Annotated in this window: 17 protein-coding genes; 8 read left to right on the top strand and 9 right to left on the bottom strand. The window is 67.5% G+C overall.

Annotated features, from left to right (window positions below; translation table 11 throughout):
* Positions 1-22 precede the first annotated feature (22 nt).
* From ACZ9GM_RS10090 to ACZ9GM_RS10080, 3 genes are read left to right on the top strand one after another with little or no spacing between them, the layout of a single operon-like run.
* Positions 23-487, top strand: a complete 465-nt coding sequence (locus ACZ9GM_RS10090) for a DUF4244 domain-containing protein (protein ID WP_476037756.1) — start codon at positions 23-25, stop codon at positions 485-487.
* The gene (locus ACZ9GM_RS10085; protein ID WP_476037755.1) at positions 468-836 is read left to right on the top strand and encodes a TadE family type IV pilus minor pilin; all 369 of its coding nucleotides are present in this window, start codon (positions 468-470) and stop codon (positions 834-836) included. Before ACZ9GM_RS10090 ends, ACZ9GM_RS10085 begins: the two co-directional genes overlap by 20 nt.
* On the top strand, positions 833-1,228 hold the full coding sequence (locus ACZ9GM_RS10080) for an Rv3654c family TadE-like protein (protein ID WP_476037754.1): 396 nt from the start codon (positions 833-835) through the stop codon (positions 1,226-1,228). The genes ACZ9GM_RS10085 and ACZ9GM_RS10080 overlap by 4 nt, the downstream gene beginning before the upstream one ends.
* Before the next feature lie 347 nt (positions 1,229-1,575).
* Here the strand turns inward: ACZ9GM_RS10080 and ACZ9GM_RS10075 are convergent, their stop codons facing one another.
* The 3 genes from ACZ9GM_RS10075 to ACZ9GM_RS10065 all read right to left on the bottom strand — a co-directional run bounded on the left by ACZ9GM_RS10075 (position 1,576) and on the right by ACZ9GM_RS10065 (position 6,755).
* A complete protein-coding gene (locus ACZ9GM_RS10075) occupies positions 1,576-2,823 on the bottom strand; it encodes an alpha/beta hydrolase (RefSeq protein ID WP_476037753.1) in 1,248 nt (415 codons plus the stop codon).
* Between the two features lie 162 nt (positions 2,824-2,985).
* Positions 2,986-4,251, bottom strand: a complete 1,266-nt coding sequence (locus ACZ9GM_RS10070; protein ID WP_291474344.1) for an alpha/beta hydrolase family protein — start codon at positions 4,249-4,251, stop codon at positions 2,986-2,988.
* Positions 4,252-4,337: 86 nt separating this feature from the next.
* Positions 4,338-6,755 (bottom strand): DEAD/DEAH box helicase, encoded by a 2,418-nt coding sequence (locus ACZ9GM_RS10065; RefSeq protein WP_476037752.1) that lies wholly within the window; start codon positions 6,753-6,755, stop codon positions 4,338-4,340.
* A 262-nt stretch (positions 6,756-7,017) separates the two neighbouring features.
* Here ACZ9GM_RS10065 and ACZ9GM_RS10060 point away from each other — a divergent pair, with 262 nt between their 5' ends.
* Entirely contained in the window at positions 7,018-7,221 is a 204-nt protein-coding gene (locus tag ACZ9GM_RS10060; protein WP_010120999.1) for a cold-shock protein, read from the top strand.
* Between the two features lie 297 nt (positions 7,222-7,518).
* On the opposite strand, the gene ACZ9GM_RS10055 is transcribed toward ACZ9GM_RS10060, so the two are convergent.
* From ACZ9GM_RS10055 to ACZ9GM_RS10045, 3 genes are all read right to left on the bottom strand, one after another.
* The gene (locus ACZ9GM_RS10055; RefSeq protein ID WP_291474346.1) at positions 7,519-8,487 is read right to left on the bottom strand and encodes a hypothetical protein; all 969 of its coding nucleotides are present in this window, start codon (positions 8,485-8,487) and stop codon (positions 7,519-7,521) included.
* Positions 8,488-8,766: 279 nt separating this feature from the next.
* Complete coding sequence (locus ACZ9GM_RS10050) at positions 8,767-9,012, bottom strand: hypothetical protein (RefSeq protein ID WP_291474347.1); 246 nt, start codon at positions 9,010-9,012, stop codon at positions 8,767-8,769.
* An 83-nt stretch (positions 9,013-9,095) separates the two neighbouring features.
* Positions 9,096-9,455, bottom strand: coding sequence for a winged helix-turn-helix transcriptional regulator (locus tag ACZ9GM_RS10045; protein ID WP_291474348.1), 360 nt, complete (start codon positions 9,453-9,455; stop codon positions 9,096-9,098).
* Positions 9,456-9,597: 142 nt separating this feature from the next.
* Here ACZ9GM_RS10045 and ACZ9GM_RS10040 point away from each other — a divergent pair, with 142 nt between their 5' ends.
* Positions 9,598-10,239: an NAD(P)-dependent oxidoreductase gene (locus tag ACZ9GM_RS10040; RefSeq protein ID WP_291474349.1), complete on the top strand. Its 642-nt coding sequence runs from the start codon at positions 9,598-9,600 to the stop codon at positions 10,237-10,239.
* A gap of 135 nt (positions 10,240-10,374) precedes the next feature.
* Entirely contained in the window at positions 10,375-13,443 is a 3,069-nt protein-coding gene (topA, locus tag ACZ9GM_RS10035; protein ID WP_476037751.1) for a type I DNA topoisomerase, read from the top strand.
* A 620-nt stretch (positions 13,444-14,063) separates the two neighbouring features.
* Here the strand turns inward: topA and ACZ9GM_RS10030 are convergent.
* Together ACZ9GM_RS10030 and ACZ9GM_RS10025 are read right to left on the bottom strand one after the other, a co-directional pair.
* Entirely contained in the window at positions 14,064-15,791 is a 1,728-nt protein-coding gene (locus ACZ9GM_RS10030) for an alkaline phosphatase D family protein (RefSeq protein WP_476037750.1), read from the bottom strand.
* Positions 15,788-17,044: an acid phosphatase gene (locus tag ACZ9GM_RS10025; protein WP_476038341.1), complete on the bottom strand. Its 1,257-nt coding sequence runs from the start codon at positions 17,042-17,044 to the stop codon at positions 15,788-15,790. Before ACZ9GM_RS10025 ends, ACZ9GM_RS10030 begins: the two co-directional genes overlap by 4 nt.
* Positions 17,045-17,450: 406 nt before the next feature.
* On the opposite strand from ACZ9GM_RS10025, the gene ACZ9GM_RS10020 reads away from it, so the two are divergent.
* Both ACZ9GM_RS10020 and ACZ9GM_RS10015 read left to right on the top strand, forming a co-directional pair.
* Positions 17,451-17,738, top strand: coding sequence for a hypothetical protein (locus ACZ9GM_RS10020; protein ID WP_476037749.1), 288 nt, complete (start codon positions 17,451-17,453; stop codon positions 17,736-17,738).
* Between the two features lie 468 nt (positions 17,739-18,206).
* Positions 18,207-18,455, top strand: coding sequence for a hypothetical protein (locus tag ACZ9GM_RS10015; protein ID WP_291474353.1), 249 nt, complete (start codon positions 18,207-18,209; stop codon positions 18,453-18,455).
* A 2-nt stretch (positions 18,456-18,457) separates the two neighbouring features.
* Here ACZ9GM_RS10015 and ACZ9GM_RS10010 read toward each other — a convergent pair whose 3' ends face one another.
* Entirely contained in the window at positions 18,458-18,670 is a 213-nt protein-coding gene (locus tag ACZ9GM_RS10010) for a hypothetical protein (RefSeq protein WP_476037748.1), read from the bottom strand.
* Positions 18,671-18,787 lie beyond the last annotated feature (117 nt).

Genomic DNA, 18,787 nt, shown 5'->3' with positions numbered 1-18,787 from the left:
TGAACTGAAAGGGGACATGACCATGTCCGCACCGACCGCACAGACCAAGATGACCACCCTGACCACTGACGAACCTGACCTCGACAAGGCCACCGACAAGGCCACCGACAAGGCCACCGACAAGGCCACCGACAAGGCCACCGACAACACCACCGACAACACCACCGACGTCACCCCACCGGACCCTTTCGGCGACTGGGACACCGACCCCGAACCCGACGGCTGGGACGAAGAGCTGCCCGCCGCCCAGATCACCGATGACATCGACATTGAAGACGTTGAAGACGTTGAAGACGTTGAAGACGTTGAAGACGAGGACGACAGCGGCGGCTTCCTGGGAGATGACCTCGGCATGTCGACCATCGAGTACGCCCTGGGGTGTGTCGCAGCAGCGGCTCTCGGTGCCCTGCTCTACCTTGTCGTCACCTCCGACACCGTCGAGTCCGCCCTCAGCGGGATCTTCGAACGTGCCCTCAACACGCAGTGACAGGTCCGACGCCGGCTACGTCACGGTCGAGGCCGCAATCATGTTCACCGCGCTGACTGTCGTGGTCGGCCTGGTGGTCGCGGGGATCGTGACCGTGGCGTCCTACCTCGGGGCCGTGGACCTGGCACGCGACGCCGCCCGCGCCGCAGCGCTGGATCCGGGTAATGCGTCCGGGGCGGCGTCCTGTGTGGTCTCTGGGGTGGACGCCGACGCGCGGGTCTCGGTGAGCAGCGGCGGGGATGGGACGGGCACAGACCTCATTACCGTGCAGGTCACCCGGCCCGGGCGTCTGTTCGACCTCTCTGCGACTGCCGTGATCGTCGCCGAGCCGGCGGCGGAGTCGCAGTGAGCCCCCGCGATGATGCTGTCTTCGGGGACGGAGGGGGCGGGAGGGATGAGGACGGCTCCGCCACTGTCGCCGGGGTCGGCGTCATCCTCGGGATCATCGCCATCGCGACCTTCCTCGGACTGCAGGTCACCGGGCTGGTCCAGCAACACCGGGCAGACGCCGCCGCCGACCTCACCTCCCTGTCTGCGGCTACCGTGCAGGTCAGCTCTGGAGTGTCGGAGGCCTGCGGGAGGGCGGCCGAGATCGCCGAATCCAACGGGGCCTCGCTCACGCAGTGTCACGAGGTCACCGGTGGCGGGCCGGACGCGCCGGCTGGAACGCCGGGTGAAGTGGGGGTCCTCGTCGAAGTGACCGTCGGCTCCCGCTCTGCTGTCTCCGTCGCCGGGCCGTGAAAGCGGTCAGGTTACCGAGTGAGTGAGGAACGCTGTCGCTACCGGTACGGAGCGTGCAGCATGGTCGCTACCAGTACCGAGGCGCGGGTGTCAGGTACCTGATCTCCGTCTCCCGGTACTGGTGGCAGTTGTACTGCACGCCCGATTCCGGTGTTGACCGCTGGTGGCTGGTGAAGGCAGGGTGAGACGGGGTGTCGTGACCGGGATGTCGGCATAACGCAGTGTCAGGTCGGTGAGGAGGGGTCGAGACCAGCCTCAGGCTGCGTGATGCGGACATGCGTGATGCGGACATGCGTGATGCGGACATGCGTGATGCGGACATGTGCGCGGGACAGCAGGGAAGGCACTTACCCCATGATGCGCTGCAGGAACGGCGCGGAGTCCGGCACAGAGGCCACCATCGCCCCACTGTGGTCGGTGGGGTACCAGTGCACCTCCACCTGCTCATTCGATCCGGCGAACTGGTTGACCCACATCTCCGAGTTCAGGGCGATACCGATCGGGGAGGGCACGTCGATGTCCGTCAACCCGTGCCCGAGGAACACCGGCTTGTCGTAACCGTCGGTCGGGGTGGCCATGTAGTCACGCAGCGCCGCAGCCAACCCGGGGATCTCGCGCAGCGGCCGGTTGAACAGCCCGGACAGGACCTCCCCGCTGAGTTCCTCCGACATCTCTCCCAGACAAGCGGTCTCTGCGAGATCGGCGACGCGGCGTCCTTCCTCGGTCAACGCCGACGACAGGTCGACCTCCGGGTGCGCCTCCCGGAACCCGGCGAGGATGTACGCGACGTACGCGCTGAGTGTGTCCGGCAGTGCGACCGGCGGGAACGACGGCGACCCCGCGAGCACCAGTTCCTCGACGTAGGCCGGCGCGCCGGTGGCCACCGCACCCCGGTAGTCCAGTCCGACCTCCGCGCTGCGGGCACTGGCCTTGTGGGCGACATGCAGCGCTACGCCACCACCCTGCGACTGGCCGATCACCGCCCAGGTGCCCGACAACTTCGCGCCGACGGAGTCGAGACCCCGGGCCGCGGCGACGGAGTCCACCACATTGGCTGAGGTGACCTTCCCGTTGAGGTAGCTCATGAGCCCCGGCGTCCCCATCCCCGCATAATCCGAGGCCACGACCGCGTAGCCCTGCTCCAGCCAGTGGTTGAGGAATGCGGCGTCCCGGTCGCTGCGGACCTGCGCCGACGGGGTGCAGTTGTCGCCCAGCCCGGTGGTGCCGTGCGCCCAGGCGAGCACCGGCCAGCCGCCCTCGGGAGCCTCACCGGCGGGCAGGAACACCGCCGCGGTGGACGCCGCCTCCTCACCGTGCTGGTCGACGGTGGAATAGACGAAGCGTTGCTGTGCCCCGGCCCCGGACAACCCGAGCTCCGGCGACAACGGAACCTCCCCGACCGGGACACCCGGTGTGCCGGGCAGGGCGACCCCACCGGTGACATCGAGGCCGGACCAGTTCGGTGCCGGTTGAGGTCCGGGGACGGCTCCGGCGGACGGGGCGGTGGCGATGGCGACGCTGGTCAGCAGGCCGAGAGTCGCTGCGGTGAATCGGCGAAGCGGGGTGTTCCCGGTGATGGAGCGGGTAGGGCGCACGGTATCTCCTCAGGTATCAATGACGTGAATGAACGTTCAGTGGAGATACTAGTTGCGTGATGTCGGCAGCACGCAGTGTCAGGTGGGTGGGGAGGGGTCGAAACCAGCCTCAGACTGCGTGATGCGGGCATCGGAGGTCTTGGAGGACCGGTGACGTCCGCCTCAGCCCATGATGCGCGACATGAACGCCGTGGCGTCCCCGAAGGACTGCGACATCGCGCCACCGTGGTCGGTCGGGTACCAGTGCACCTCGACCTGCTCATTTGAGCCCGCGAACTGGTTGACCCACATCTCGGAGTTCAGGGCGACACCGATGGGCGAGGGCACATCCAGGTCGAACAGCCCGTGGCCCAGGAACACCGGCTGGTCGTAGCCGTCGGTCGGGGTGGACATGTACGCCCGCAGTGCCGGCTCCAGTCCGGGCACCGACCGCAGCGGCGCCGAGAAGGCGTTCGCCACATTCACCGTGTCGAGTGCACGGCGGAACTCGCGCAGACAGGTCGTCTTCGCGGCGGACACCATGCGGCGTCCTTCCTCGGTGAGTACCGCGTCCACATCCAGTTCGGGGTGTGCCTCGCTGAACCCGGCCAGCGTGTACAGCAGGTACGCGGTCAGGGTGCCGGTGATCGGGAACGGTGGTGTGTCCGGCCCGAGCGCCAGCATGACCTCCTCGATGTAGCCGGGCGCACCGGTGGCGACGGCCCCGCGGTAGTCCAGGCCGGCTTCGGCACTGCGGGAGGACGCCCCGTGTGCCACATGCAGTGCCGCCCCGCCGCCCTGGGACTGCCCTGCCACGGCCCACTTCGTCGACAACTGCGCACCGACCGAGTCGAGCTGCTGGGCGGCGATGACCGAGTCGACCACGCTGACTGCGGTCGCCTCGCCGTTGAAGTAGCTCATCAGACCCGGCGTCCCCATGCCCGTGTAGTCGGATGCGACGACGGCGTACCCGGCGTCCACCCAGTGGTCGACGAGGTCTCTGTCATTGCGGCTGCCGGCCGAGGGTGTGCAGTTGTCGCCCATACCGGTCGTGCCGTGCGCCCACGCGACCACCGGCCAACCGCCCTCCGGAGCCTCACCGGTCGGCAGGAACACCACCGCGGTGGACGCCGCGATCTCACCGTGCTGGTCCACGGTCGAATATACGAAGCGCTGCTGGGTGTCGCCGCCGGAGGGCAGGCGCTGTTCGTCGGCCAGCGGGACCTCCTGCAGGGGGACGCCGTACCCGGCCGGTAGATCAGGCAGACTCGCCGGGGACCGGACGTCGAGGCCGGACCAGTCCGGGGTGACGATCGGGGCCATCGGCTCCGGCATCGGGGAGCCGGGGATCAGGGGTGCGGCGGTAACGAAGGGAGTGGTGGCGACGGTTGTGGCCAGCACAGTGAGTGCGCTGAGTGCTGCGAAGGTGACGGCGGGTCGGCGGGGCATGGGTCTCCTGTCGGAAGAGCGTCAGAAGCGTCAGAAGCGTCAGAATGAGGCTCACCTTAGCCGACGGTTCCCGGTAAGGGGTCGATTCAGCCCGCGACCGAGGCCTTCTCCGCCAACGTGCGCAGCAGCACCGCCGCGCCCTGCTTGTACAGCGGGTCATTGCCGTTGCCGCACTTCGGCGACTGTACACACGACGGGCAGCCGGACTCGCACGCACATGACTCGACCGCCTCCGCCGTCATCCTCATCCATTCGGCGAAGCGGTTGACTCCGGCCTCGGCGAAGCCCGCGCCACCGGCGTAGCCGTCGTAGACGAAGACGGTGGGAAAGCCGGTGTCGGAGTGCAGCACGGTCGAGACGCCGCCGATGTCCCACCGGTCGCAGGTGGCCAGCAGTGGCAGCATCCCGATCGCCGCATGCTCGGCGGCGTGCAGCGTCCCCGGCCAGAGCGGTTCCTCGATGCCCAGGTCGAAGAGCACGCCCGGATCCACCGTGTATGCCGCCGCCCGGGTGACCAGGCGCTGCGGTGGCACCTCCAGCGGCACGGTCTGCAGCACCTCCCCGTCGGAGGTCCGACGCTGGTAGCCGGTGACCTGGTGGGTGACCTGCACCTGCACATCGGCCAGCCAGATGCCCGAGGGGGCGGAGTCCGTGCCACCGATCTCCCTGGTCGAGTAGACCCGGCCCATCCGGATCTCCGTGGTCTCCATCGCGCGGGTGTGCCATGCCGGCGTCTCCGGGTGCACCGCGGCCATCGACCCCTCGAGCGAGATCTCGTCGACCACGAAGGACTCGCCCTGGTGGACGTACACCGCCCCGTCATGGACCTCGGAGACCGCCCGGGCAGCATCGACGGTGCCGAGGATCTGGCCGGAGGTCGTGTCGACGATGAGCACCTGGTCACCGGAGCCACCGCGGATGTTCACCCGGGCATGGACACCTGTCGCGGCGTCTACGTCGGCGAAAATGCCCCGCGGTCTGCGCCGCAGCAGCCCCTGGGCGGTCAGTTGACGGACCACGCCCGTGGCGTCCACGTCCCCGCCGAAGGCGGTCACCTCCCCGTCGGCCAGCGGGGCCTCCGCCGCGGCGCAGAGCACATGGTCGGCCAGGACATAGGGGTTCGTCGGGTCGAAGACGCTCGCCTCGACCGGATGATCCAACAGGTCGCCGGGGTGGTGGACGAGGTAGGTGTCCATCGGATTGTCGGAGGCCACCATGACCACCAGGCAGCCCTGTCCGCGGCGTCCAGCACGACCGGCCTGCTGACGGAAACTTGCGACCGTGCCGGGGAAACCACAGCTCACGACCACATCGAGGCCGCCGACGTCGATGCCGAGCTCCAGCGCACTGGTCGCGGCCATGCCGAGCAGGTCGCCGTCGTCGAGCCGCTTCTCCAGCACCCGGCGGGCCTCCGGCGTGTAGCCGGCACGGTAGGACGCGATGCGCCGGGCGTCATCGACCCGTCCCAGTCCGGCGAGGTCGTCCGCGCAGGCCAGGGCGGTGATCTCCGCGCCGCGCCGGGAGCGCACGAAGGTCAGTGTCCGCGCGCCCTCGGCGATGGTGCGCGCCATGATCGCCGCCGCCTCGGTCGTCGCCGCCCGGCGCACCGGCGCACCGTGCTCGCCGACGGTGTTCTCCAGGAACCCCGGCTCCCACAGGGCCACGGTGCGTTCACCGCGCGGGGAGCCGTCCTCGGTCACCGCCACGGTCGGACGCCCCGTCAGCCGCTGTGCCTGCCCGGCCGGATCCGCGGTCGTCGCACTGGCCAGGACGATGGTCGGACGGGCGCCGGCCCGGTGTGCCAGTCGCAGCAGCCGACGCAGCACCAGGGAGACATGCGCACCGAAGACGCCCCGGTAGACGTGACATTCGTCGACGATGAGGAAGCGCAGGTTGCGCAGCAGACGCGTCCACCGTTCGTGGTTTCCGAGGATCGAGGCGTGGACCATGTCCGGGTTCGAGATGATGACGCGCGCCTCTTCCCGGATCAGGCGGCGGGCCTCGGCGGGAGTGTCTCCGTCATAGGTGGCGACCACGGCGTCCTTCATCGCGGGGGAGGACGCGATGAGCCGGGCGAGGGCCGCGCGCTGGTCCTGGGCCAGGGCCTTCGTCGGCGACAGGTAGAGGCAGGACGCCAGGCGGTCGTGGATCAGCGCATCGGTGACGGCCAGCTGGTAGCCGAGCGACTTGCCGGACGCCGTGCCCGTCGCGACGACGACATCGGTGCCGTTGCGGGCGTGGTCCGCGGTCGTGATCTGGTGCGACCACGGGCGCTCGATGCCCTCGTCGACGAGGTGGGCGCGAAGATCCGGGTCGACCCAGTCCGGCCAGTCCACGGGGTCCGACAGGCGGGCGGGTTCGGTGCGCACGTGCGTGAGGACGGTGTCTGTTTCGCCGTTCTCTTCGCTGTTGCCCGTGTTATTCCTGGTCAGCGGGGCGAGGGCGGCGAGAAGCTCCGCCCCGTAGGACCCGGGGACGCCGGACGCTGCACCACTGTCTGCCATGGCTGACCAGTGTAGAGCCTGTCAATTTCGGGGGTGGTGTGGTGGTTGGTGCGCAAACGTGGAACACTGGTGGGTGGTCACAGTTTCTGTGCGTCGCTTTGCTCGCTGTTCCACCGGTGTTTCGCCGTGTCAGTAGGTGAAACGTTCGCGGGAGTTGTTTTGAATGCGAACGGACCTCCACTCCGGTGGTCTATGCATCGGCCCGGCATCTCCGTACAAGAACGTGGGGATGTCGATCACCGAATCTGAAGAAGGTAAGAACATGGCACAGGGAACCGTCAAGTGGTTCAACGCTGAAAAGGGCTACGGCTTCATCGCCCCGAACGATGGCGGCGCTGACGTCTTCGTCCACTACTCCGAGATCCAGGGCAACGGCTTCCGTACCCTCGAGGAGAACCAGCAGGTCGAGTTCGAGATCGGCGAGGGTGCCAAGGGCCCCCAGGCGCAGCAGGTCACCGCTCTCTAAGTCCTCCGGGACCGTGCTGCGGGTTCGCCTGCGGGACATATGAGACGCGGTCCTGTCTCTCGACAGAACCACTCAGAGCACCGCCTCCACCGGATCACTCCGGTAGGGGCGGTGTTCTGCATGTGCGGGTCCTTCGGCAGTGCTCCGTGCACAGCGGCATCCACTCCTGTCGCTTCGGTTCGCTGAGACGACAGGAGGAGATGCCACGCTGCATGACGGGATGCCACAGTCCGGCATTCCGGTTCATTGTCCCAGGCGCGTCACAGTGCGTGGCACCTTCTCCGTTTTCCGATGCAGTTACTCCAGCACCTCGATGATGCGGTCCCGCAGCGCTGCGACGGCGTCGGCGTCCTTCAGATCCTCCGAGACGACCCTGATGACGCGCCCACCGTCGCGCTGCAGCGCGGCGAGCACCTTCGAGTCCTTGTCACGTTGGCTGCGCTTGAGGTGATGTTCGCCGTCGTAGAACAGGTGCAGGCCATGGTCCTCCCATCCCAGGTCGGAGATGGTGAGGAGGTTGCCGTTGTCCTTGAATACCGGGATCTGGCTGCGTAGCCCGGGGGCGAGGTCCGCGACCACCAGCCGCAGCCGGGTCTCCATGGGCGATTCCGCCCCCAGATCAGTGGCTCCGAGTACACGGGCGGCGAGGTCGGCGTCCACACCACCGGGGACCATCAGGCCGGAGAGTGGGTCGAGTTCCTGGCGTCCCCGTGCATGATGGAAGGCATCGCTGGACTGCACGCACCGGATGAACTCCGGAGTGAGGTGAGGGCGCACCGAGGTGAGATCGGGGATCCTCCATCGGGCAGACCGGGCGTCGTCGGGCGTGCTGACCAGGTGCAGCATATGGGACAGCGTGGTTCCGGGATCCGCGATCCGGAGGTGACTGAGATCCCCGGTCACGTGGCGGACGCCCCTGAGATGCGTAGGAAGATGCCGGGTCGGGTGCACCAGGATGTGCGCCGGAGCGCTGGAGGGGTCGGTGCCGTGGGGTGCGAGAAACTCCAGGATCTCCTCGTTGACGAAGGAGGTCATCCTGTAGAGGGATGCCGCGCCGAAACCTGTCGCCATGCGCTTCGGATGCCGGAGCAGGTGAGCGATGGTGAGCTGAAGTGCGGTGATGCGTCGGTCGCGGCGGAAGCCGGAGTCCGTGGTCTCCGGGAGGAGTGCCTCATTACCGACGTAGACGCCACGTTCGGCAGGGGTGAAGTTGTCGCGCAGCGTCGCGCGGGTGACTCCTTGCTTCGTCAGTTCCTGCCTGGTCATGGGGCGTCGACCGGTGATCACGCTCGGACGGTTCGCATGCTTCCACGGGATCTGACGGTGGTACCAGTCTGTGATGCGGCATTCGGATACCGGTATCAACGGGCTGGGCTGTCGTTGCTGTCGTGGTTGCTGTCGTGGTTGCTGTGTGGTGTCGCGGGACCCCGCCCCGGACTCTCCCCCTGAGTTCATGGTGACATTCAACAGGATTCCGGTGGTTCTGTCACTGAAACAGGACGATCGATGACGCAGTGGCAGTGCTACGTGCACAGCGGCAGCTCCTTATGTCGCTTCCTCCTGCTCAGGCGACAGTAGGAGATGCCACGCTGCACGACGGGATGCCGGCGGGGAGCGGCGCGAAGGCGTGGTGGTGGATGTCAGCGGGGAGGGCGCGGCGACGAAGGGGTCGCCGAAGGTGACGGTACTGCCGGGGGCAGCGTGGGCGGCAGGGGCGGTGAACAGGGCGAACGCCACGGCGACGGCCAAGGTCAGGGAGGTCGGTGAACTGCGGAAATGTCGGGTGGTCATGCCCGGGTCACCGTCCGGCGGCGGCACTTGTCTTCTGTCGGAGGATAACTGAGATTCCCGGTACTGTGCAGGTCAGAGGCAGATCAGGCGCCGGCTGCGGTCCCCGACTGGGAGGCGACGACGTCGGTCATGTGTCCCACCGTCCAGTCGAACAGTGCGTGCACCGGCGGCAGGGCGGAGCGTCCCAGCGGGGTGAGGCGGTAGACGACACGCGGCGGGATTTCTGCGTAGGCGGTGCGCTCGACCAGGCCGTCGGCGGTGAGGACGCCGAGCCGCTGGGTGAGGACCTTGTCGGAGATACCGTCGACGCTTGTCTTCAGCTCACCGAAGCGTTGGTCGTCATCCTCGAGGGCGAGCAGGATGAGCATGTTCCACCGGTCGCCGACGGTGGCGAAAAGGGTGCGGCTGGGGCAGTCGCGGGCGGCAGGATTCCATGCGGTCATGAGGGGAACTCTACACCTGAACTGCAGGAGAGACGAATTTTGGTAAGACACTTTACATTGGTAAGTGTCAGGCGTACGGTCAGTTCCGGAACGACAGAAATACGCGATCAACACGCACTCATCATCATCGGAGGTAACACCCATGAGCACCATCACCGTCTACGGATCCACCGGCATGGTCGGTTCGGCCATCACTGCAGAGGCGGCGTCCCGCGGATTCACCGTCACCGGCGTCACCCGGAAGAGCCCGACGGACGTGAAGGACGCCGTCGCGGGCGTCACCTACGCCACCGGCGAGGTCACGGACGCCGCAGACGTCGTCGCCAAGGCCACCGCCACCGACAACCTCGTGATCTCCGTCCCCGGCGCCCGTGACGGCAGCTCCGTGCAGCCGATCATCGACGCCCACGCCGCCCTGATCCCGGCGCTGGCCGAGGCGAAGGTCACCGCCCGTATCTTCATCGTCGGCGGTGCCGGCGCCACCGAAACCCCCGACGGCACGCTGCTCAAGGACACCCCGGACTTCCCGGCCGCCTACAAGGCCGAGGCCGACAGTTTCGCCGAGATCCTCGGCCTCTGGCGCACCGCCCCGGAGAGCCTGGACTGGACCATGCTCGCCCCGGCGCCGGAGATCGCCCCGGGTGAGGCGTCCGCGTCCTACACCCTCGGTGACGACCAGCCGGCCGGCGACTTCGTGAGTGCCGGCACCTTCGCGAAGGCCGCCGTCGACGAGCTCGAGGCCCCGGCCCACCGCCGTGTCCGTTTCACCGTGGCGAACGCCTGAGGACGGGTCCGCGCAAGGCTCTGAGGCGCCGCCTGCGACACCCCTGTCCGCCGAGGGAATCACACCCCTGTCCGAAGCGCCGTGTATGGTCGCTGGTCGAGAGAGGTTTCGAAGTATGAAGGTAGGGCGGACCGGATGGGAGCGCAGGGCAGCGTGAGTGGCGGAAAGAGGTTCGTGATCGTGGAGTCGGCCACGAAAGCGAAGAAGATCCAGAAGTTCCTCGGCGACGGTTTCATCGTCGAGGCCTCTGTCGGTCATATCCGCGACCTGCCCCGCGGCGCCGCCGACGTGCCGCCCAAGTACAAGAAGGAATCGTGGGCACGCCTCGGCGTAAACGTCGACGATGACTTCCAGCCGCTGTACATCGTCAGCCCCGACAAGAAGAAGAAGGTCTCCGACCTCAAGGCGAAGCTGAAGCAGGCCGACGAACTCCTGCTCGCCACAGACCCCGACCGTGAGGGCGAGGCCATCGCCTGGCACCTGCTCGAGGTTCTCAAGCCCAAGGTGCCGGTGCGCCGCATGGTCTTCCACGAGATCACCCCGGAGGCGATCCGTGAGGCCGCGGAGAACACCCGCGAACTCGACTTCGACCTGGTGGACGCCCAGGAGACCCGCCGCGTCCTCGACCGTCTCTACGGCTACGAGATCTCCCCGGTGCTGTGGAAGAAGGTCATGCCACGGCTGTCCGCCGGCCGCGTGCAGTCCGTCGCCACCCGCGTCATCGTGCGTCGTGAGCGCGAGCGCATGGCGTTCGTGAAGGCCGGGTACTGGGACCTCACCGCGACGCTGGACACGGGTGACAGGGGTCAGGACGCCACCACCAACCCGCGACAGTTCGACGCGAACCTCGTCGCGGTCGACGGTGCCCGTGTGGCCCAGGGCCGTGACTTCAACGACGACGGAAAGCTCAAGACCGGCAAGGCCCAGGCCAATGTCACGGTGCTGGACAAGGCCCGTGCCGAGGCCCTGTCGGCCGCGTTGACCGGGGCGACGATGGCGGTCACCAATGTGGAGGAGAAGCCGTACACGCGGCGTCCCTACGCACCGTTCATGACTTCGACGCTGCAGCAGGAGTCCGGCCGCAAGCTGCACTTCACCTCGGAACGGACGATGCGTATCGCGCAGCGTCTCTACGAGAACGGCCACATCACCTATATGCGTACCGACTCGACGACGCTCTCGGCGTCCGGTATCGCTGCGGCGCGCCAGCAGGCCAAGGAGCTGTACGGCCCGTCGTTCGTCGCGGACGCGCCGCGGCAGTACACCCGCAAGGTGAAGAACTCGCAGGAGGCGCACGAGGCGATCCGCCCGGCCGGTGAGACCTTCAGGACCCCGGGCGCGCTGGCGTCCCAGCTGGACGCCGAGGAGTTCAAGCTCTACGAGCTGATCTGGCAGCGCACTGTGGCGTCCCAGATGGCGGACGCCAAGGGCACCTCGATGAAGGTGACGGTCTCCGGTGAGGCGACGGGTGGCGAGGCCGTGGACTTCCAGGCCACCGGCCGCACGATCACCTTCCCCGGATTCCTCAAGGCCTACGTGGAGACCACCCGTACCGCCGACGGCCGTGATGTCGCCGACAATGCGGAGAAGGCGTTGCCGGTACTGGTCGTCGGCGATGCGCTGGACACCACAGAGATCGCGGCGAAGGGCCACGAGACCCAGCCGCCGGCGCGCTACACCGAGGCGTCGCTGGTCAAGACGATGGAGGAGCTGGGTATCGGCCGTCCGTCGACCTACGCCTCGATCATCAACACCATCAAGGACCGCGGGTACGTGGTCTCGCGTGGTTCGGCGCTGGTGCCGAGCTGGACCGCCTTCGCCGTGGTCGGGCTGCTGGAGAACAACTTCGGCTCGCTGGTGGACTACGAGTTCACGTCTTCGATGGAGGACGAGCTCGACGAGATCGCCCGTGGCGAGGAGAACCGTTCCCACTGGCTCAAGGGCTTCTACTTCGGGGATGCCGAAGCGTCGGATGCGACGGCGGAGTCCGTGGCCCGGCTCGGTGGTCTGAAGCACCTGGTCAACGACAATCTGGAGCAGATCGACGCCCGCAAGGTGAACTCCCTGCATCTCTTCGACGACGCCAACGGCGTCCCCGTGGTTGTGCGGGTGGGACGCTACGGTGCCTACCTGGAGCGGATCATCCCGGCCGAGCCGGGTGCGGAGACCGGGTCCGGTGAGCCGGCCGAGCCGACGGTGCAGCGGGCGAACCTGCCTGAGGCGCTGCTGCCGGACGAGCTGACCCTCGAGATCGCCGAGAAGCTCTTCGCGACGCCGCAGGGTGGCCGTGAGCTGGGTGTGAACCCGGCGAACGGTCGCGTCATCGTGGCCCGGGAAGGACGTTACGGGCCATATGTCACCGAGCGTGTGAAGGATGACGAGGAGGCACGCGTCACGGCTGAGGCGGAAAAGGTCATCGACGCCGAGCGTGACGCGGAGGACGCCGCCCGGGCTGAGGAGGGCAAGAAGCCGCTGAGCCGGGAGACCAAGACCGCGGAGAACAAGAAGGCGAAGCGGATCAGAGAGATCCTCGAGGAGACCTTGAAGCCGAAGACGGCGTCCCTGCTGAAGACCATGGATCCGGCGACGGTGACGCTGGAGGACGCGCTGAAGGTCATGTCCCTGCCGCGTGAGGTCGGTGTGGATCCGTCCGACGGTGAGATGATCACCGCGCAGAACGGGCGGTTCGGGCCGTACCTGAAGAAGGGGAACGACTCGCGGTCGCTGGCCAGTGAGGAGCAGATCTTCACGGTGACGCTGGATGAGGCACGGCGGATCTACGCTGAGCCGAAGCGTCGTGGCCGGGCGGCGGCGAAGCCCCCGCTGAAGCAGCTGGGTGACAATGACGTCTCCGGTAAACCGATGACGGTCAAGGAGGGTCGTTTCGGGCCGTACGTGACCGACGGTGAGACGAATGCGTCGCTGCGCCGTGGTGACACCCCGGAGACCATGACCGACGCCCGTGGCAACGAGCTGCTCAGTGAGCGGCGTGCCAAGGAGGCCGCGGACGGTGGAGTCTCCAAGAAGTCGGCCAGGTCAGCGCGGAAGTCTACTGTGAAGAAGTCTGCTGCCAAGAAGTCGACCGCCAAGAAGGCCACGAAGAAGGCCACGAAGAAGGCCACGAAGAAGGCCACGAAGAAGACCACGGCGAAGAAGACCACCGCCGAGAAGACGACCAGGAAGGCTGCTGCGAAGAAGAGCTGACATGGTCGGTGCCCTTTTCTGATGGCACCGCACGGTGGGTTCTGAGGGGAATTCTCCCCGTCAACAGCCGGGCACACGGTTGTCTGCGTGCCAGCCTGACCTCGACAAACCGGGCGAATACCGTCGGGTCGGAGAGAGGACGACTACAAGCCCGCCAAGACCCGGGGCCGTGCACGCCGCACCCACTTCGCAGCCGTCGGAGGTGCAGCACCCGTCATGACCGCATTTTTCGCCTGCGGCAGTGAGGACGACAGCACGGACGCTGTGCCCGCCCCCTCATTCACCAGCGGTAGTGCGGCCTCCCGGGAGGCATCGGCCGGCAACAGCAGCGTCGATGCGTCCACCGGCGCTGTGGTGGAGGAAGCGGCCCACGACGAGGGGGAGAGTCGGGTTCCGGCTCAGGGGACGCCCGTGACGTGGGAAGCGTCGGGACCTGCATCGGTGGGGAAGACATCGTCGTGAATGGAAACGAGTCCAAGGTCACCAACTCCGACCTCGACAGTCTCTCCATCACCGGCGACAACAACAACGTGGTGGGTGGTCCTGACAGTGGAGCTCCGGTGTTACCGGCACCGGCACCGGTAACACCGTCATCCAGGACGTCATCCAGAACGCAGCCGCTATCCCAACCGCCCCGACGCCGGCACCGCACCGGGCGACCCGTGGACGGCCATGAAACTGGTCGACCAGGTCAGCGGAGCGTCCTGCCTGAGGACTTCCCCGTGGTGCCAGTCCGCCTGGACCCGCTCGGCATTCACGTCCACGGCCATGTAGCCGTGCTGTGTGAGATCCACGTACCGGAACCAGTCGTCGACCTGCGTGATGATCTCTTCGCCGGCACCGAGCGCGGCAAGAATCATCTCCTTCATCGCAGGGGAGGATGCCATGCCGTCGTAGGCGCTCGCCGCGGTCACCGACGGCACCACGAACTCCGTGGCCACCGCCCGGGAGTTCCGGCCCAGTCGCCAGTCACCCGCATGCGCCGGAATGTCCGCGGCCCAGGATGAGTGGATGTCGCCGGTGAGGAAGACAACGCCCGGCTTCGCTTCGCCAGCACCGTCCGAACCTCCGCCGATCACATCGATGATCCGCTGCCGCTCCGCCATGTACCCGTCCCACTGGTCGGCGTTGAGCGCCAGTCCGTCCGACGGCAGACCCACCTGGTCGACCAGCCAGTCGTGGATCCGCGGATCGAGGGTGTTCGGCAACGTCATCGGAGCGAACATCACCTCGTTGCCGACCAGCTGCCATCGGGTGTCTGAACTGGTCAGCACATCGGTGAACCAGTCAGCCTGGCTGCGTCCCATCATCGTCCGGCCGGTGTCTCCGGCCCCGGTGCCGCCCCGCCATGCCGCCGGGATCTCCTGCTGCTCATCGCGGAAGGACCTCAGGTCAGGGATGATGAACTCGGCAAGTGTCCCGAAGCGCAGATGGCGTTGCAGCGGCAGTCCGCGCACCGGCATCCATTCGAGGTAGGCCTGTGTCGCCGCCGCCTTCATGGCGGTGAAGTCGTCGCCGGGTTCGAAGGAATTGCCCGTCACCCCGTCGCGCCAGTTGTTGTCGGCGAACTCGTGGTCGTCCCAGATCGCGATGAGCGGTCGGGCCGCCAGGAGATCGGCGAGGTCGGCGTCCTGATGGTAGAAGCCCTGCCGGATCCGGTAGTCCGCCAGCGTGACGGTCCGGTTCTGTGGCTGCACCCGACGCACCGTGGTCTCGTACGCCCCGCCGTACTCACCCGTGGCGTACTCGTAGGTGAAATCACCCAGGTGCAGCGTGAACTCCAGGTCAGAGCGGTCGGCCATGTCCCGGTAGGCGCGGAAGTACCCCGCCTCGTAGTTCGAGCAGGAGCACACGCCGAACCGCAGGTTCCCCGGATCCGTTTCCGGGGCCGGGGCAGTGCGGGCATGACCGGTACGTGAGACCGCACCGGCGGCGGGGCCGTCGAGCACGGTGAAGCGGTAGACGTAGTCTGTGGCAGGCTCCAGACCTGCGGCATCGACCTTCACGGTGTGGTCGGCGGATGCGTCGGTGCGCACCTCCCCGGATATCGCCCCGGAGAAGTCGTCCGACCGGGCGATCTCCCAGCGCACGGTAGTCGGTTCGCCGTGTCCGGAGCCGGGTGTGGCGTCCGGTACCGGGGTGACGCGCGTCCACAGGACCACCGCGTCCGGCAGGGGATCGCCGGAGGCGACGGAGTGGGCGAAGACCCCGTGTTCTCCGTGTTCTCCGTGTTCTCCGGCTGCCTGCTCCCCGGATGCCGGGGCGGACGCCGCCGCCCGCGGAGCCAGTGCCACCGCGCCCAGTGCCGCGGCCCCGGCGAGGAAACCACGTCGGCTCACCGGTGTCATGCCGCCACCCCGTTGACGGTGAGGACGCCGCCATCGGTGCTGACCTGCGCGGCGGACGCGGCGGCGAGGTTGAGACGCTGCCAGGACCCGTCGGGACCCTGGTCGTCCAGCGGGGAACCTGCCGGCAGGGCGGTCGCCCGGAGGACCGCGGCGCGCTGGGCGTAGGTCAGGTCCGGGAAGCGGTTGATGAGCAGGTCGGGGGCGGCCTGCGGCACGACCATCGGAGCGTCCCCGTAGACCGGGGCGAGACCGTAGGTGCCCTGGTCGGCGTAGGACTGTGACGCCTCGGCGTCGCTGCGGTAGTTCGTCTGGGCGGCGACGGTGTCCGCCAGCGGCTCGCCGGTGCGCCACTCGAGTTCGGCGCGGAGTTCGTCGCCGGCCTGGGTGAGGGCGTCGCGCATCTTCGGGTCATTCCACCGGTCGGCCGCGGCGGCGGTACCGGTCATGCGTCCGCCGATGACGTCCAGCGGATAGTGCACACCCATGACGACCCGGCTTTCCCCGGCCTCGGACCCGCGGGCCAGCAGCTGCGGGGCGAGTTCGGGCACGACCGTGGCGAGCAGCGTGGTGACCAGCACGGCCTGGTTCGTGTGCCCGGAGGGGAAGGACGCCGAGCCACCGAGTTCGTAGTAGTCCTCGTCCCCGGCATCGTTGTGGTGGATGATGCGGTCCGGGGCGACCTCGAAGGGACGCGGGTTGTCGAAGATCTCCTTCTCCACCAGCGTGGACGCGGCGAGCCCCTGGGCCCGCGACAGGTACCCGGAATCGAGCAGGGCGCGGGTCTTCGGCAACCGGTTCTCGGCGATGGCCTGCCTCAGGTGCGGGGCGAGGACGCTGCCGAAGGCGTCGGCGAAGTTGTCGAGCATGTCACCGTCGTCGACGCGGGCATCGGCCTGGGCGGTGGCGATGCGTTCGGGCGAGGCGGTGTTGTTGATCGCCACGACGGTGTCGAGGTTGGCGGCGATGGTGTCCGGGTGGTTGTCGCGCAGGTCATCGAAACCTGCCACGACCTGGTGGTAGATGCCGCCAGGGTAGGAGCTGACGTCGGAGATGTAGCCGACGTAGGCGTCCGGTGCGAAGGGTCGGGGGACAGGTGCACCGGGGTGCTGGACCGCGGGGAGTGTGGCCGGGAGGTACTGCCCCTGGAGGTCTGTGACCTGCTGGGGGAGGGTGGGCACTGTCGGCGCTGCTGCCGCCTGCGGGATGGTCGTGGTCGTCAGCGCCGCGGCGATGATGAGGGTGGTCGCCGTCAACGCTTTCGGTGCAGTCGACGGCGTTGCGGGGAGAAGTCGGGATCGGAGGTTCACGGACAGGACGCTACTGGGGCTGTGTGTCCTGAAAGTGATGTACGGATGAACTGGTGGTGGACGGGTGCGGAGGGGTGGATGAGGTCTGGCCGGTTGGGATGTGCTGGCGGAGGGGGAGAGGGTCCTGCAAATAACTGTATCGACACAGGGGTGGTCAGGAATTGTGAGAGTAATTGAGGGGGGCTCATTTCGCCTTTGTTCAGAAATGCGGGGGATTCTATATTTGCGTCAGTTGGAAGAGGTCGTGCGGCCCGCGCGATCCGTCCACGGTCGTTCTTCCCCACGTTTCTGGAGAAATGGAAATCACCATGAAGAAGGCGGCAGCAACGGTGTCGCGTCGATCCAGGGGACCGTGAGCGTCGGAACCGGACGTGAGCTTGGGCCGAATATCTTCTCCCTCGGCCTCAAACCGAGCGTGAGGTGGGAGGCACAGGACCGGACCAACGGCAAGATCACCGGCAACAGGTGCCAGATGGAGATTTCCTTCCCCGGCACCGACAAGGTCACCTACAGGACCGCGAACTGTGCGACGTACATGCATGTCACCAACGCGCCCAGGTACGACAAGCCCGGCATCTACTCCATCAAGATCCTCGACCGGGTATCCGGCAGGTCCTCCACCAACACCTTCACCGCGTAGCCACTTCCCCGGCTCGCACCGTCAGGCGACACACCACCACTGACGCACCTCAAGGCGCGTGGCTGACAGGCTCGACCTGTCTGCCGTACGCCTTCGTCGTTGTGTCATGCGAACCGCCCCGGCGTCATCGGAGAATAACGCTGCGGGCCGTTGAACCGTGATTCTCTGATGACGCCTGGCAGGACCCGAGGCCACGTTGAGGCGCACTCCGCCCCCAGAATTCGTGGCGCTCCACCGTGCCGACGTGAGACGACACAGATTCCACGCTCAAGAGGTGAAACCCCCCCGTCCAGTACGTGCGCAGCCGAGGTCGGCACGTGCCGGGACAGGCAGGGAAAAAGGCAGGGAAAAGTGCAGGGGAAAGCGCTGGGGAGAGGGACGCCGGGAAAGCCACCACATCACCCACCCCCCCAGAACCCGCACCACCCGGGCGATGCGCACCACCGGGCACATGTCGGGGAGGCATCCATGCTGCGCATCGCCACCCTGGCGATCATGTGCACCTGGCCGCTCTGGCTGCTGTTCACCCTCGCGCCCGGTGTCACCGCCGGCACCGCTGAAGACAACAGGGTCACCGGCAACTGGTACGTCATCACCACCGCCGTGATCAACACCCTCACCGGCGTCTTCACGCCCTCGTCCACGACAATGTCCTCTCCGACCTCTCCGCCGTCGCCCGCGGCGAGAAGCCCGAGGTGCTCCCGGACCTCAGCCTGACCTCACTGTTCGAGGGGCCCCGAGGTCACGCCCCAGGCCTTCGTCGAAGCCGCCACCCTGGCGGTCGCCACCGCCACACCCGACTGCACCGTCCATCTGGCCGTCGGCGGGGACACCACCCCTGTGCCCACTGTCATGGCGTCCCCGATGGTCCCGGCGCTCAGTGAGCTCGCCCGGAACTCGGGTCGCCACGCCGAGCTGGGGTTGCGTGACATGACCCGCTCACCGCTGCTCAACGCCCCGGAGCTGCGGGACACCGCGCGCGACGCCCGTCTGTGCGGCTCGCGGCGTCCGGGGAGCGGCTGTGAGGGCTGTGGCGCCCACCCGGGTGC

The sequence above is a fragment of the Corynebacterium sp. UD i78 genome (assembly GCF_056280545.1).
The sequence above is the reverse complement of the archived record's forward strand: the minus strand, read 5'-3'. Positions and strand labels throughout refer to the sequence as shown.

What these genes read in the sequence shown, in the direction of transcription:
- ACZ9GM_RS10090 (WP_476037756.1), top strand. Translation starts at nt 23, where the DNA reads ATGTCCGCACCGACCGCACAGACCAAGATGACCACCCTGACCACTGAC.
- ACZ9GM_RS10070 (WP_291474344.1), bottom strand. Translation starts at nt 4,251, where the DNA reads ATGCCCCGCCGACCCGCCGTCACCTTCGCAGCACTCAGCGCACTCACT.
- ACZ9GM_RS10065 (WP_476037752.1), bottom strand. Translation starts at nt 6,755, where the DNA reads ATGGCAGACAGTGGTGCAGCGTCCGGCGTCCCCGGGTCCTACGGGGCG.
- ACZ9GM_RS10060 (WP_010120999.1), top strand. Translation starts at nt 7,018, where the DNA reads ATGGCACAGGGAACCGTCAAGTGGTTCAACGCTGAAAAGGGCTACGGC.
- ACZ9GM_RS10055 (WP_291474346.1), bottom strand. Translation starts at nt 8,487, where the DNA reads ATGACCAGGCAGGAACTGACGAAGCAAGGAGTCACCCGCGCGACGCTG.
- ACZ9GM_RS10050 (WP_291474347.1), bottom strand. Translation starts at nt 9,012, where the DNA reads ATGACCACCCGACATTTCCGCAGTTCACCGACCTCCCTGACCTTGGCC.
- ACZ9GM_RS10045 (WP_291474348.1), bottom strand. Translation starts at nt 9,455, where the DNA reads ATGACCGCATGGAATCCTGCCGCCCGCGACTGCCCCAGCCGCACCCTT.
- ACZ9GM_RS10040 (WP_291474349.1), top strand. Translation starts at nt 9,598, where the DNA reads ATGAGCACCATCACCGTCTACGGATCCACCGGCATGGTCGGTTCGGCC.
- topA (WP_476037751.1), top strand. Translation starts at nt 10,375, where the DNA reads ATGGGAGCGCAGGGCAGCGTGAGTGGCGGAAAGAGGTTCGTGATCGTG.
- ACZ9GM_RS10030 (WP_476037750.1), bottom strand. Translation starts at nt 15,791, where the DNA reads ATGACACCGGTGAGCCGACGTGGTTTCCTCGCCGGGGCCGCGGCACTG.
- ACZ9GM_RS10015 (WP_291474353.1), top strand. Translation starts at nt 18,207, where the DNA reads ATGCTGCGCATCGCCACCCTGGCGATCATGTGCACCTGGCCGCTCTGG.
- ACZ9GM_RS10010 (WP_476037748.1), bottom strand. Translation starts at nt 18,670, where the DNA reads ATGTCACGCAACCCCAGCTCGGCGTGGCGACCCGAGTTCCGGGCGAGC.